Genomic DNA, 15304 nt, shown 5'->3' with positions numbered 1-15304 from the left:
ATCTTAAAAAATAATAAATGTGGCTAAACTGTGAAGCATGAGTGCTCTGAAAGAGACAAACCAATGTTTTTATAGATCTTTCAAACTTGATTTTTCTTCTAATTTTTTAAGCATTCCTTTACTTAGTATTGATTTTATCTCTTCTACGCTTTTATCAAGATCATCATTAATTATTACGTAATCATATTTATTACTTTTACTTATCTCTTTTTGCGCTTCGGCTAATCTACGCTCTATTTCAATTTCATCATCACTATTACGCCTTTGTAGACGCAGTCTAAGCTCTTCCATTGAGGGAGGTAGTATAAAAACACTTACAACTTTTTCTCTTAAGATTTCAAACAAATGAAATGCTCCTTGCCAATCTATATTCAGTAAAACACTTATTCCACTGCTCAGGTTTTGTTCTATAAAATCTTTTGGTATACCGTAAAAATTCTCAAAAACTTTGGCATATTCAAGCATTTGACCAGCCTTACATAGTTCGTGAAACTTTTCTTCAGTAACGAAAAAATAGTCTTTTCCGTTTACTTCACCGGGACGAGGTTTGCGTGTAGTCATAGAAACAGACATAACTAAATCAGTTGATTGCTCAAGTAATTTTTCTGATATAGTAGTTTTTCCAGCTCCAGAAGGAGAGGATAGAATCAGTAGTATGCCCTCATTTTTTACGGTCATTTTTCTTTATTTAACAAGTACATTATAGAGCTTTTTTAAGACTTTGTATTTTTTGAATCAAAGTTTAAAAGACTAGAGCCCTCTAAATTAGAATTTGATAAATTGGCATCAATAAGAGAGGAATTATCAAAGACAGTATAACGTAAATCGGCTTTTTCAAGATTTGCCTTATTCAAATTAACGTTTACAAACTTTGCTCTACTTAATATTGAATTAGAAAAATTAGCATTTTCTAAATTCATATCCTTAAACTCAAAGTAAGAATAATTTACATCAAATTTTTTGCCCTGCGATATTTTCTCTTGCAGATCTTTAATTGAAGTTATGGCATTCTCTAGATTTGTAATTTTTGTCTGTCCTTGATTGTCAATCAAAATTGAATTATCAAATTTGCAATCTGTTAAATGAATATCAGCAATTGAACTTTTATATATGCTTGAAGAGAGAAAAGAGACATCACTCACTGTTGAATTACTCAAATTGCTAAGAAAAAAACTAGTCTTTCTAAAGGCATTATCATAAAACACGGAGGATTTGAAATCACTTTCAATAAAGTTTGAATTAGTGACTTTTGACTTAGACCAGCTCGAATTATCAGCTAATAATTTGAAGAATATTGAATTTTCTATCTCACTCGAATCCATATTATGGTGGGAAAGAGTACTATTATAAATTTGAGAGTCTTTAATTTTTGTCTTATACATTGAAGTTGTGGAAAGATCTGAATCTTCTATTTTTGCAGAGGTAAACAATGAATGGTCAAAGAACGAACCATTCATGTCAGAATTCACAACTTTAGTATTATGAAACTTTCCGTGACAAATGTTAGCATCATAGGCGTTAACTTTATACAATTCACTAAAACTAAAATCAATATTAGATAAGTCAGCATCCTGAAGGTCTGATTCGAAAACATATGCATGTTTTATCTTGGAACCATTTAGTATAGATTTAATGAAGTTTGAATTATCCCCTTTCACATAGGAAATTTGTGAATTGCTTAAATTGGCTTTTTCGAAATTACTGTTGACTATAATGGAAGAATTAAAATAGGCGTTTGAAAGATTGCTACCTGTAAAATCCGATTTTTTTATTTCTGCACCATATATGTTAGCATTTTTTAATGAAGAAAATTGTACCTTGAGCTTATGTGCATCCACTCCAAAGAAACTTGCGTTGTCGAAATTATTTTTCTGCATAACAGTGTCATTTATTTCACTATCACTAAAATTGATGTAGCTGGCACTTGAGTTTGATAAATTGGAGAAATTCATTTTTACATTCAAAAACTTGGTATGCAAACCAATTATATTACGCATACTTACTTTGTTGAGATTAGAATTGATAAAATCAGCATAACTGATATTAGACTGATCAAATATGATATCTGTTAAATTTGTAGAAGCAAATTTTGAAAAACTTAAATTTGTGCCTTTTATTTTAACGCCATGTAAATTAGCATTGGAAAAATTGGCACCACGTAAATCAACATCGATAAAAGACACATCTGATAAATCGGTGTTAGAAAAATCGGCACCAATTAAACTTACTCCATCAAAAATAGATTTGCTTAAATACAATTGACTAAAATTAGCACCATTTAAATTAGGACCAAAACCTTTCTTAAAATCTTGTGGTATGCTGGCTTTATTACACTGTACTAAAAATTTAGCAAAATCTTTTGTATTGTAAGATACGTATTTTACATCATGCAGAGCGCTTAAAAAATCATTGATTGCATCATCTCCATAGCATAAATGACCAACTAAAATTAATATCAAAAGTCTAATTATCTTTTGCATCACACGTGTTTTCTTTTATTTTTATAGCAAAGTTATACATCTCTGAGTTTTCTTGATTGTTTATTTCTTTATCCTCTAAAAGGTATGGCATCATTTCGGCAATTGCGTTTATTATGTTGATCTGATTCCTTTCGATTGCTATTTCAATAGGGGACTTAAAATTATTATCAACTACTCTAGGATCAGCACCTTGTAATAAGAGAAAGCGAACTGTGTCTATTTCACCTTGTTTCACTGCATAAATTAGAGGAGTATCACCCAATTTATTTCTAAATCTTAGTATTTCTTGAATTGTTAATCCAATTTTTTCTAGCTTATTTATTACTCCTCTTAGACAAATTAAGTTGCCCTTCTTGATGCAGTAAAAAAATTGCTTACTGTAATCATCAGTAAATATAGTTTTAGGAAGGTGCTCATTTAGGCTATCATATTGTCTTTTATATATAGACTTGCTTTTATGTTTTTTTATTTCTTTGTTTAGCTTTGTCCATTTTTCGCTTTCTTCATTTTTTTTGTTCACAGGTGTTATATTGTCAGGCTGTTCTTCTTTCTTTTTCTCTGTTAATTGGCTTGTTGAAAGTTCGGTGTCTTTTTTGCTAATCTCCTCTTCAGGCTGTAGGTTTGTTTGATTATTGTGACTGATTTTCTTCTCTTCAGGTTCTTCTTTTTTTTCTTCTGATAAAGGACTTGTTAGAGCTTTGGTATCTTTTATATTAGTCTCCTCTTCAGACTGTAGGTTTGTTTGATTACTTGAAGGTACTTCTTTATTGATTACATTTGTTGGGTCTGTGATTTCTTTGAGTTCGCTCAGAAGCGGAGAAGTTTTTTCAGCATCAGTGTTGCTTTTCGATACGTCTTCTTGATTTATACTGCTTTCATTTTTATTTTCTTCAGGCTGTTCTGCAGCAAGCAGGTTAGATATAACAATTAATAGTATGAAGAATGCTTTATATTTCATAAACATTGCAAATATAGGCTTAATTAAAATGATACTATAATCAAATGATTAATCTACAGTAAAAAGTGCTTTAGTTATTGTACAAGTATGATTATGTAAAAATTTATTTTTCTCTTTTATCTAGGTTTTATCTGAAATTGCCATTCGAGTAGCTGACATACAACTGTACGGACATTAAAGAAATCAGTATACAGCTGTATGAACATTGTGGTAATTTGCGTACTAAACGGTGTCATCTAAGTAGCTGACACTGGGATCCATTTTCCATCATCATTAGAAACGTTATATTTTAGCATAACTTTTAACTCACAAATTTAACTGGATGCCAGTGCTGGCGACTTTTATGACATCTATCATTTTATGTTTATAGTATTTTTTGCAAATAAACGTTCGTAGTTGTAAATTAAATGCAAAAAAATACTTGACACATTTGGTAAGTTGATTATTATCAGTAAAAATGAGGGTATTTTAGAGCTCGAAATCCACCTTATTCAAGTCTGCAGACTTTTCAATTAATTTTTCAATAAAAAATATAGCACAGTCTACTTCAGTGCGTACACGTACGCTTAATTTCTGTCATAAGGTGTGTTATATTTTTCTAAATCTTTTCTTTATAGGAGGGTCATTATGTCTAAAATTCCTTAAACATTAATTTTTAACTTAAACATTTATTAAATAGTGCAGTACTGCCTTACGCGTTGCTAATCCAAACTTTACTTGCTGTAAAATAACACAATCTGCTATATCATTGCTAATTTCGATACCTCTATTTATTGGTCCTGGGTGCATAACAATTGCATCTGGTTTTGCGTGCGATAGTTTTTGTGCATCAAGTCCATACAAGTGAAAATATTCTTTTTCTGAATAATTATTATTCATGCGCTCTTTTTGCAACCTTAAAAGCATAATTACGTCAGCATCCTTTATACCTTCAGTTAGTGAGTAGTGAAGTGAATCTACTTCAGAAAAATGTTTACACATCAAAGCTGGTGGTGCAACTAAGCTTATTTTTGCTCCAAACATTTTTAGCAATCTTATATTTGATCTTGCAACTCTACTGTGCAAAATATCTCCACATATCACAATTTTGAGGTTTTTTATTTGCTTTTTATGACTGATAATTACGAGATAATCTGCAAGAGCTTGAGTTGGGTGTTCACTGCTTCCATCGCCTGCGTTGATTAGCGAGCAGTTGACATGCTTTGCCAATGTATTAATAATACCACTACTTTTATGCCTGATTATCATATAGTCAGGATTCATTGCATTTAGTGTTTTTATCATATCTTTTAGATCTTCCCCTTTGTTAATAGAAGAAGATTTTATTGGTAAAGTTATAACATTTGCTCCAAGGCTCTTTGCTGCTATTTCAAAAGATGCGAGCGTACGTGTTGAATCTTCAAAGAATAGGTTTATGACTATTTTATTTTTCAGAACATGACTATTTTCAACTTTTTCTTCAAGGTATTGGTTGGCTAATTTAGTTATATTTTCTACATCACCGATTGTGAGGTCTGAGATATTTAATAAATTCCTTCTCTTGTCCATAGCTCCTTTTTTGAGCTTATTCTACTTTCTTAATTTCAATTACACAACTCTAAAGTAAAGTAGAAGGAAGCTATAAAATTTTATTTCCACTTACATTCATCTGCTATCATAACAGCCTCAAAGAGATGCTTCTCAAGCTCACTTATAGGCAGAGTACTTTGTAGGTAATTTCCCCAAGATTTTAACACATCAGAAGTTTCAATACCTTCAACAATAGGATATTCTTGATTTTTTTTAGCATATAGCTCTTGAGCCTGTTTGCTTACAAAAAACTCCAATAAAGCTATGGCATTTTCTCTGTGTTTTGCGTTTTTTGTTACTGCTGCACCACTAATATTCACCATTACACCATCACTCGGAAAGAAAGCTCCTAACTTTTCTGTGATATTCTTTTTATTTTCTGATGAAAGGATTCTTGCAAAGTAGTAGCTATTTACTATTGCAACATTGCCTTCACCAGCGGCTACAGCATAAATTTGATCTGTGTCACCACCGCTTGGTTTTCTTGCCATGTTGCTTACAATTCCACTCACCCATTCTTTTGTTTTTTCAAAACCATTTTTTGCAATCATAAAAGCGATCAATGATCGGTTATATGGACTTGTGGAAGAGCGTACTAATATTTTCCCTTTCCATTTTTCATTCGCTAAATCTTCATAGGTACTTAATTCCTTAGGATCTACTGATTCTTTATTGTAAACCAATATTCTAGCTCTTTTTGTGAGACCAAACCAATAATCTTCATTATCTCTAAATTTTGCAGGTATGGCATTTTTTAGAGTCTCTGAATCCACTTGAGATAAGAGCCCTCTTTTTTTGGCTAAAATCAAATTCACTGCATCTGCAGTTAAAAACAAATCAGCTTCACCGCCATTTTCCATACGTGAAAGCAATTGGGAATAATCGTCAATGATATAACGTACCTTGATGCCAGTGGTTTTTGTAAAATCATCAAACAAACTATGTACTAATTCTTCTTTACGAGATGAATAAACGTTTACTACTTGTGAATCATCAATTCCGCTGTTTTTATATAAAAAATTAACGACTATCAATAAAGCCGCTACTAAAGATATAAATATTAAACCTTTTTTCATAAACAAACCCCTTCCTTGTCATCATCTCAAGCTATCAAAATAGCAAGGTCTTAGCAAGTGTAAAAATTCCAATCAATGGACATTGTAGGAGGTTTATTTCATTCACCTATACTATAGATAGCATCCTTATAATTGTGAGATTGAACTATAACCTGCTCAAGCGTTAAACTGCTGCGTTTAGCGTCTTTGTTATGATTTTCTCCAAGAACATTTGTTCTTTCTCGTTTTATTTCCTCAATGAATTTCCCATTAACATTTTTAGGATCAATCGTTTCTTCAGAATATACAAGATTAGTGCAATTTGTTTTTCTATAGTAATGCACGCCAACACACACAGCTAATAATGCAACTATACCTAAGCCTGTAAGTGGTAATAATCTTATATTATTGGTCAAAGGGTTTTGGTAAAATTTTTGTATATTATTAACACCACCTTCTGCATAAAGCAATAAAGGGAGCGCTATATTTGCAGCAACTACACCAGTTAATAATGCAGTAAATAGTGGCCTATTATTAATTACGGACTCTATTTTATTAGTTTTACTGATTACTTTTTCATCAATATTGACGAAGCCTTTTTTAGATTCCCAAGCATTAAATACAAAATTTGAATGAGTGCCATTGCTATATTCCAGTCTTACAGACTTTATAACTTTACCTTCTGGCTGACGCCTAAAAACATTGTCTAAAACTTCATCTGCATTTTTTTCTTGAGTTTGATATTCTTTGGTATTTACAAACTGTTTTATTCCAAGCAGCATTGGGCTAATTGCAAACAATGAAGCAACTGCAATAATCGGTACGATGGTATAGAGCGGACTGTTTGTAAAGAACGCAATAAATTTTGCTTTATCTTGTAAATATACTAAAGCTGTAGATGTGCCAAGCACGATAGCGGCCGCACCAAAAATTACAACGCCTTTCTGCTGCATGGCATACTGCGCTTTGGGCCAGAATCTGTTTTTTTGCAGTTTAAACACCCTATCTGTAGGCGAAGACTCTTGAGAGCTACTTCTGCTCGTGTATGATGGCGGAGAAGTTGAAGGTGTACCGCTATGCTGACTGAGATTTTCAAAAGGGTTTTTTTCACTTTCATTCCTATTACAAGTTTCATCAAATACTGTCTCTTTAGAAGCCGATCTTTCTAATCTTTGATTATCTACTCCATTATCTAAACTCTTTTTCGAAGTTTTTTTATTTTTATCTATGGATGCATAAATAGCACTTCCTGGTTCACCGTGAACTGACTCACTTGAAGTAGGTAAATCCAATTTAGTATAATGAGTTGGCTCATCTTTTCCTTGAGAAGAAGAAGGTAGTGGTATTTGAGTATCAAGATCAAATGAATTTCCATCTCGTAAAGCTTGATTTTTTGGCGGAAGGAGAGGGGGTGTTTCATCAAGTTGTGAAGCTTGATTAGTTGGTAGAATAGGTGATGGCTTATTCGAGGTAGCTTCTTCTGCTTCTTCAAATAGATTTGTGTTTTTGCCATCTTTTTTTGGAGTACTTGTTCTGGGAGTTGGTATTGGTGGAGTTGCTGCACTATTTTCACTCACCGTTGTATGAGAAACCAGTGTGACTTTATCTTTATTTCCTGATCCAGGCATATTCGCTCCAAAATTAATTACAATGTTATGTTGATTACGCTATAGTTATTAAGATATAGTGAATACTAATTTAAGAATAAATATTAGTATAAGAACTGCTGATCAAAGATCCTTTCATTCAAAGGGCAATCTTTGTCAAAAAGTAGAGTGACTGTATTTTCGTGATCTTTCTGTATTTTTACCTGCGATATGTCGTGAAATTCCTTGTAATCTGATACTACAAGTGCTGGACGATTTTTCACATCATTGATATCAATTTGCACTATTGTATCATTTGAGATTAGCGCTCCATTCCAACGCCTTGGGTAGTAGCTATTAATGGAAGTCAGTGCAAGTAAATTTGAATTAAGTGGTAAGATTGGCCCACCGGCAGAGAAGTTATATGCAGTGCTACCTGTTGGGGTAGATAATATAATTCCATCTCCTCTGAATTTTTCTACTTTTAGCTTATCATTAATGGTAATATTCATCTCCACTATTTGATTTGCATTTCTAAAGACATACACTTCATTTACTGCGATGTAATGGTGTTTTTTGCCACTTATGTCTGTGGCTTCCATTTTTAGTAAAGTTAGCTGAGTAGGAACTGCATGTTCTATATGATCAATTAGATCTTCAAAGCATTTATTCATCAAAAATCCGACGTTACCGGTATTTATTCCATACACATGTATATCTTTATTTCCTATGACGTAGTTGTGTAGGGTGCGTAGCATAAAACCATCGCCACCAACAACTATCAGCAGATCAACTTCATGCTTACCTGCTTCTGCTATATTGATAAAATTGAGTTTCTGTAGTAGTTTAGATACTTCCTGAGACTTGGGTAGCGAAGAAGCAATATAGCCTACATTTTTATATTTATACATGTTAAATAAAGAGGGGAGGAACTAAAAAAGACTCCCGTATTTATCATTAAACTTAGCTATTTTACTATCCTTCTCCCCTGAACCGCTTGTCAAACTTCCAGTCCATGCAGGATGAGTAAGAGGATCTCTATCAAGCTTTATTCTTTGACCTTCTTTTCCATAAGTGGAATAAGTTTCAAACTCTTGACCATCTGTCATAACTATAGTAACTTTGTGATAATCGATTTCTGCCATTGTTCTTACAAATTTCTTACCAGCTAAGATTTTAGTGAATCTGGTTCATTTGGTCAATCATTATTGTGAAATATTGACAAAAAATAAATAAAGTAGTATTCTCAATGAAGAATGAAAAATTTTTTATGATTTTTGCTTTTCCTGGTCAGGGCTCCCAATTTGTAGGAATGGGAAAGAGCTTGTATGATGAATTTTCAGTTGCAAGGAACGTATTTGATGAAGTAGATGACGTATTGGGTAGAAAGCTGTCTCATTTGATTTTCAATGGCCCTATTGAGAAATTAACTATCACGGAAAACGCTCAGCCAGCTATAATGGCAGTGTCAATTGCAACGCTACGTGTTATGGAGCATGTGCTTGGTAAATCTCTTCACAATGTTCAGTATGTTTGTGGGCATTCAGTTGGCGAGTATACAGCGCTGTGTGCTGCAGGGGCATTGACGCTTGAGTCTGCGGTCAAATTGCTAAAAGTTCGTAGCGAAGCAATGCATGAAGCTTCACTAAAATGCAAAGGTGGAATGTTTGCTCTACTTGGAGCAGAAATAAGTGAAGTAGAAGGTATATTAAAATCAGCTCAAATTGATTGTGAAATTGCAAACGATAATGGTGGTGGGCAGGTAGTGGTGAGTGGTACTGCAGAGGCTCTTGAGGTCTTACCTGATTTATTCAAAAACTCAAGTGTCAAGAAAATGATAAAATTACAAGTTAGTGGGCCTTTTCACTCATCTTTTATGAAACCTGCTGATGAAAAACTTCTGGAATTTTTAAAAAGCATCAACATAACTCGCCCTTCGATTCCTTTTGTATCAAACGTTACAGCTAAGGAAGAAAGTGATCCAGAGATCATAAGAGCTTTGCTCGCTAAGCAAGTTGTAAGTAGAGTAAGATGGAGAGAGATGGTTTTATATATGATAAGCCATGGCACTAATAAGTTTGTTGAAGTTGGCCCTAACAAAGTTTTATCTAATCTAGTTAAAAGAATTGACCAATCTATCAGTGTGAAAAATATAGATAGTATTGGTGATATTAATAGCTTCTTTGATGAATCATTAATGTTGACAGCAAAAAATTTAAAAATAAAAACTTATAACTAACATAAAGTAAAATTTGTACTATTTTTTGCTTTGATTATTGATAGCAGCGGAATGTCAAACATCGACACTAAAGAATATGATCTAGCGTTGGGTGATACCACGGTTAAGCTTTTTATTAAAAGTAGCGATACAAGTGGGATCAATTTTATTAATGTGCATCAAAATGAAGTAACTTCAAAAGGGGCTGGTGAGCATATACTCCAGCAGTTTGGTGGAAGAATGCTATACATTACTCATGGTGATGGTACTCCGCGTAATGTAGAATTTTACTTAAATGGTGAGCGGTATGAATTCGATCCCAATCGCATGTTTGATGATGTAGGTGCAGAAGCTAGCTTAAGAGAGTTTGGCAGTGTTTCAGAAGATGCTTTGAGAGCTGTTAGAAACTTTGCAGAAAGAATTTTAGATTTTTTACTTCCTGGTCAAGATCACGTTATCGCTCTGCACAATAACTACAATTCTCCCAGCTACTCATTCAAGAGCTATTTTTCTCCACCACTTTCTCATGATGTGCTAAAGATTTCTCCAGAAGTGTGTCCGGAAAGTGGAACGGGTGAGTTTTTCTATACGACAGTTGAAGATTGGTTCGATGCTTTAAAACAGAAAGAAATTTTTAATATAGTATTGCAAAATAACAAAGCAGTTGAAGATGATGGTTCTTTATCTGTATATGTAGGGAAGAATAATATTCGGTACTCTAATGTGGAAGCTGAGCATGATCATTTAGAGCAGCAAATAGATATGCTATCTTCTATACACAGTGTTTTATTTCCTCAACCCTTAACAATAGAGTTATAGCAACATGGAACGCACTAACGAACTACCTGTCATTTCATTTGGCTTTTTAAGTCCAAGTAGCTGTAAAATAGTAGGAGCAATATCAGATAATTTTCCATCTCTTAGTTTTAAATTGTCACAAGATATAATAAATGGCACTTTATTTAAAGTGTGAGCTGTGTGAGGTGTATTATTTTCTTCATCGAACATACATTCCACATTACCATGGTCTGCTGTAACAATGAGTGCAGTATTACCCACTTCTTTGACAACGCTGAGTACTTTTGCAAGGCAATCATCTACAGCGAGCACAGCTTGCTCGGCTGCTTTTATATTACCTGTGTGTCCCACCATATCAGGGTTAGCGTAGTTTACAACTATCAGCGCAAATTCTTGAGAATGAATTTTTTTTACAAGTTCTTCTGTGAGCTCAAAGGCTGACATTTTAGGCTGCAAATCATAAGTTTTAACTTTTGGTGAAGGAATGAGTATTCTTTCTTCACCAGAAAAAGGTTCTTCTCTTCCACAATTAAAAAAGAAAGTCACATGCGCATATTTCTCAGTTTCTGCAATGCGCAGTTGCCGTAATTTATTGTCTTCTATTATCTGTCCCAAAGTGTTGGCAAAAGATTCAGGAGGAAAGAGATAAGGGATTTTTAAGTCCGCTTTATATTGCATCATACTTAAAATTGAAGAGAATTTTGCCACTTCAGTATAGCCTGCTTTACCAAGACAAATACTTGCCAATTGTATCATTCGATCAGCACGAAAGTTAGCCAATAGCAATCCATCTTCTGGTTTTATACCTTGATAATCGCCTATTATTGCGGGCCTGATAAATTCATCGGTTATATTATTTTGATAATTTTCATCAATAAGCGATACTGCATCATCATAACGAGGCGCCTTTGCAAATGCGATGGCTTCATAAGCTTCAATTGTTCTTTCCCACCTATTATCACGGTCCATAGCATAATAACGCCCAGAGACAGTGGCGATTCTTATATCATTTTCCTTTATGCTTTCTGTAAATTCTTGAATGCATCTTTTCCCTGAATTTAGCAGTGTGTCTCTGCCATCTAAAAATGCGTGTATTACAACTTTAATTCCGCGCTGTGATATCTTGTTTGCTAAAGCTGAAATGTGCTTTTGATGCGAATGAACACCGCCATCTGATATCAATCCCATTATATGGCATATGCCATTCTTACTTTTTAGATCATTAATAAAATTCTGTAGATTTGCATTATTTTCTATCGTTTCGATTGCTTGATTAATACGCTGAAGGCTTTGCATTACCACTCTACCGCTACCAATATTCATGTGACCAACTTCTGAATTGCCTATTTGGCCTTCTGGTAATCCAACATCAGTTCCACAGGCAGATAAACTGCACTTTGGATAATTAGAGCTAATATGTTGCCAACAAGGTGGATTTGAGTTGCTAATAGCATTGTATTTACTATTTTCTATTCCATTACCCCAGCCATCTAGTATACATAAAACGACTGATTTAAAGTTCATATAAAAGTTAACATCGAAACCCTCAATGGTACCAAAAACAAACTCTTCTCACAACTTTTGTGTTAAAATAAGAGATAGAAAAAGCTGCTTGGAGGCAATGGTATATGAAGTTTTTCATAAAATATTTTATTAAAGTGATTGACAGTTGCTGAAGTGTTTACTAAAACACTTGCATAGCTTTAATAGTGAGGTCAAATGAGTTATAGTCAATATGTAAAGGATAATACTTTAGCAACATCAGGTGCTATAATTAATGTTGATAGATTAGTAAACTTTTTAAAAAGCAATACAAACATTACAAGACTTATTTTACGATGTTCAAAAATTAATTATGAGGTTATAAAAGAATTAGCTCAGCTTTCTCATCTTACTTCACTTGATCTAAGTTGCAGTTATGTTGGTACAGAAGGTGCAAAGATTTTAGCAAGCGGGAATCTTATAAATCTTACTTCGCTTGATTTAGGAGGAAACGAAATTGGTGATGAAGGTGTAGAGGCTTTAGCCAGTGGAAATCTTACAAGTCTTACTGAGCTTAAATTATATGATAATAAAATTGGCGATAGGGGGGCAAAAGCTTTAGCAAGTGGAAACCTTAAAAAGCTTACTTTACTGAGTTTAGGATGGAATGAAATCAGTAATGAAGGTGCAGAGGCTTTAGCAAGTGGAAATCTTAAAAATCTTATTACACTTAAAGTATATGATAACAGCATTAATTACAGAGATGTACAGACTTTGGCGAGTGGAAATTTGGTGCGTCTTACTTCGCTCATTTACAATTATTGCAGTATTGATGAAACATTGCCAAAAAATGTCCTTCCTCAATTAAAAAGGAAATGTAATAAAAGAAAAATAGGAGAGGAGCCAGATAGCAAGCTAAGTGAAGCGCAGACATCTTTGCATTTTGACAGTAAAGGCCTTAAAACTATATAACTTCACACGTTTTGTCTGTTTAAGAGACAAAAAAAAGGTAGTGAATTTTGTGCTAAAAGTGAAATGTACAGATTGTATAAAATAGTGCTCCCCGGGCCGGATTCGAACCAGCGACCAATTGGTTAACAGCCAACTGCTCTACCACTGAGCTACCGAGGAATAAACTGCTTTCAACTTATCACATTGAACGCCGATTGTAAACGATTTTTATGTAGACTTTAGACCTAGATATCATTCCAGTGCATGGAGCTGTAATTCAGTTTTTCTTACCAACAAAAACTTAGAATAACTTTTGTTCTTAAAAAATTTCTAGATTCCAGACTCATGTTTCAATGTTAAACAAGGTACAATAGAATTGAGTAGGGTAATTTCTAGGGAATTATTATATTCTAGAAAAAGTAAAATGTCATCCAGATAGACTAATGTACAAGGTAAGCTGAATGTCTATAAGGAAAAACAGTAAGGCATTTTAGGATTTGCTATAAATCGCATCAGGAGCTCAAGAGTACAGCTTACAATTACAGATAGGTATAGTTGAGTTTAAAGTAACTACATAAATTTACTACAATTTTCATACCTATAAGCTGCTATGCAACAAAGCCCTGTGTGGGTATAATTTTGACAGGATACAAAGCTTAATGGAGAAAGTTACGAACATCAGTGAAAAACATGGCAATTTTATTCTCATTTGCAGCTGCTATCACTTCTTGATCTTTCAATGAGCCACCTGGCTGAATTATAGCTGTAATTCCATGCTTTGCACTTTCTACTATACTATCTGGAAATGGAAAAAATGCATCTGAAGCAAGCGCTGCGCCTTTACATTTTTCACCTGCTTTTTTTACTGCAATATTCACACTATCTATTCTGCTTGTTTGTCCTGCACCGATGCCAATAGCACAACCGTCTTTTGCTATCACTATTGCATTGGATTTTACATGTTTACATATTTTCCAAGCAAAAATAAGATCTTCTTTCTCTTTTTTTGTTGTAGTGCATTCTGTCACTCGGTTTATTTCTTCTACTTTTACTGTATGGTTATTATTTTCTTGCACTAAGAACCCGCCAACAACATTTTTGATTTGATATTTTGCATTTTGCTGAAGAGATTGATGAATAATCACTCTTAAATTTTTCTTTTTTTGTAAAATTTTTAGTGCCTCATTGTTTACCGATGGTGCTATCACCACTTCCAAAAATATCTCGTTTAATTTCTCTGCTAGCTTTAAATCTATCTCCCGATTGAAAGCAACTATTCCACCAAAACTGCTTATTTCATCACATGATAGAGCTTTTTCATATGCTTTTAAAGCACTATCACTAACAGCAGCGCCACATGGATTATTGTGCTTTATTATCACTGCTGCAGGTTCTTGAAACTCAGAAATTATGTTAAGTGCAGACTCTATGTCGACTATATTATTATAGCTCAACTCTTTTCCATGTATTTTCTCCAGTGGATACTTGCTAAATTGATTGCTATAAAATGCAGCTTTTTGATGAGGATTTTCACCATATCTGAGTCCTTGTGCTTTACATCCATATAAAGTAAAAAACTCTGGTAACTCATTGCTTTTACCCTGTGATAAAAACCAATTGTAAATATTAGAATCATACTGTGCAGTCAGAGCAAATGCTTTAGTTGCTAGATGTTTTCTATATTCTAATGTTGTCTGATTGTTATTTTTGATCATCTCAGCTTTCAGTGTTTCGTAATCTTGAATGCTAGAAATCACTGAAGTGAAATGAAAGTTTTTTGCTGTAGCTCTAATTAATGCTACTCCACCTATATCTATTTGTTCTATGATTTGCTTCTCACTTGAGTTGCTATTAACCGTTTTCCAAAATGGATATAAGTTAGTTATAAGCAGATCTATCGGCTTAATTTCTAGATTCTGCATTTCCTTTTCGTGCCTTTTTCGATCACAGAGTATTCCTCCATGAATTTTAGGATGTAAAGTTTTCACTCTGCCATCTAGTATTTCTGGAAATTGTGTGTAATCTGAAACTTCTTGCGTTTTTATTCCCGCACCTGATAGCACTTTATAAGTATTCCCTGTTGAGAGAATTTCTATTTGTTGCTGCATCAAAAACGATGCAAGTTCAATTATATTTGTCTTATCGTATACTGATATTAAAGCTCTTTTAATTTTCATATGGAAGGTTTCTTAAGATTATATCTAAGA

Annotated in this window: 13 protein-coding genes and 1 tRNA gene; 3 read left to right on the top strand and 11 right to left on the bottom strand. The window is 33.5% G+C overall.

Annotated features, from left to right (window positions below):
* Positions 1–69 precede the first annotated feature (69 nt).
* The 8 genes from gmk to rpmE all read right to left on the bottom strand — a co-directional run bounded on the left by gmk (position 70) and on the right by rpmE (position 8793).
* Positions 70–678: a guanylate kinase gene (gmk, locus tag ABWU56_RS05150; protein ID WP_010406904.1), complete on the bottom strand. Its 609-nt coding sequence runs from the start codon at positions 676–678 to the stop codon at positions 70–72.
* Between the two features lie 35 nt (positions 679–713).
* Entirely contained in the window at positions 714–2480 is a 1767-nt protein-coding gene (locus ABWU56_RS05145) for a pentapeptide repeat-containing protein (protein ID WP_353281219.1), read from the bottom strand.
* Entirely contained in the window at positions 2464–3438 is a 975-nt protein-coding gene (locus ABWU56_RS05140; protein WP_353281217.1) for an ankyrin repeat domain-containing protein, read from the bottom strand. The genes ABWU56_RS05145 and ABWU56_RS05140 overlap by 17 nt, the downstream gene beginning before the upstream one ends.
* 660 nt (positions 3439–4098) lie before the next feature.
* Positions 4099–4986, bottom strand: coding sequence for an aspartate carbamoyltransferase catalytic subunit (locus ABWU56_RS05135; RefSeq protein ID WP_264375708.1), 888 nt, complete (start codon positions 4984–4986; stop codon positions 4099–4101).
* An 80-nt stretch (positions 4987–5066) separates the two neighbouring features.
* Positions 5067–6083 (bottom strand): Fe(3+) ABC transporter substrate-binding protein, encoded by a 1017-nt coding sequence (locus tag ABWU56_RS05130; RefSeq protein ID WP_007302093.1) that lies wholly within the window; start codon positions 6081–6083, stop codon positions 5067–5069.
* 98 nt (positions 6084–6181) lie between these two features.
* On the bottom strand, positions 6182–7690 hold the full coding sequence (locus ABWU56_RS05125; protein WP_353281215.1) for a hypothetical protein: 1509 nt from the start codon (positions 7688–7690) through the stop codon (positions 6182–6184).
* Between the two features lie 83 nt (positions 7691–7773).
* The gene (locus ABWU56_RS05120) at positions 7774–8559 is read right to left on the bottom strand and encodes an NAD kinase (protein WP_010402806.1); all 786 of its coding nucleotides are present in this window, start codon (positions 8557–8559) and stop codon (positions 7774–7776) included.
* 21 nt (positions 8560–8580) lie between these two features.
* Positions 8581–8793 carry a 50S ribosomal protein L31 gene (rpmE, locus tag ABWU56_RS05115; protein WP_006013575.1) on the bottom strand — a complete coding sequence of 71 codons (213 nt, stop codon included), beginning with the start codon at positions 8791–8793 and terminating at the stop codon, positions 8581–8583.
* Between the two features lie 125 nt (positions 8794–8918).
* Here rpmE and fabD point away from each other — a divergent pair, with 125 nt between their 5' ends.
* Positions 8919–9887, top strand: coding sequence for an ACP S-malonyltransferase (gene fabD / locus ABWU56_RS05110; RefSeq protein ID WP_353281965.1), 969 nt, complete (start codon positions 8919–8921; stop codon positions 9885–9887).
* A gap of 51 nt (positions 9888–9938) precedes the next feature.
* Positions 9939–10685: a hypothetical protein gene (locus tag ABWU56_RS05105; protein WP_007302088.1), complete on the top strand. Its 747-nt coding sequence runs from the start codon at positions 9939–9941 to the stop codon at positions 10683–10685.
* Here ABWU56_RS05105 and gpmI read toward each other — a convergent pair.
* The gene (gene gpmI / locus ABWU56_RS05100) at positions 10680–12188 is read right to left on the bottom strand and encodes a 2,3-bisphosphoglycerate-independent phosphoglycerate mutase (protein WP_353281213.1); all 1509 of its coding nucleotides are present in this window, start codon (positions 12186–12188) and stop codon (positions 10680–10682) included. The genes ABWU56_RS05105 and gpmI overlap by 6 nt on opposite strands.
* A 195-nt stretch (positions 12189–12383) precedes the next feature.
* On the opposite strand from gpmI, the gene ABWU56_RS05095 reads away from it, so the two are divergent.
* Positions 12384–13118, top strand: a complete 735-nt coding sequence (locus ABWU56_RS05095; protein ID WP_264375703.1) for a hypothetical protein — start codon at positions 12384–12386, stop codon at positions 13116–13118.
* Positions 13119–13205: 87 nt separating this feature from the next.
* On the opposite strand, the gene ABWU56_RS05090 is transcribed toward ABWU56_RS05095, so the two are convergent.
* Both ABWU56_RS05090 and purH read right to left on the bottom strand, forming a co-directional pair.
* Positions 13206–13277: transfer RNA gene (locus ABWU56_RS05090), tRNA-Asn, on the bottom strand.
* Between the two features lie 476 nt (positions 13278–13753).
* A complete protein-coding gene (gene purH, locus ABWU56_RS05085; RefSeq protein ID WP_353281211.1) occupies positions 13754–15274 on the bottom strand; it encodes a bifunctional phosphoribosylaminoimidazolecarboxamide formyltransferase/IMP cyclohydrolase in 1521 nt (506 codons plus the stop codon).
* Between the last annotated feature and the right edge of the window lie 30 nt (positions 15275–15304).

The organism is Wolbachia endosymbiont (group B) of Horisme vitalbata (assembly GCF_964028625.1).
Lineage (GTDB): Bacteria > Pseudomonadota > Alphaproteobacteria > Rickettsiales > Anaplasmataceae > Wolbachia.
Note: the sequence above shows the minus strand (reverse complement) of the source record. Positions and strands in the feature narration are given on the sequence as shown.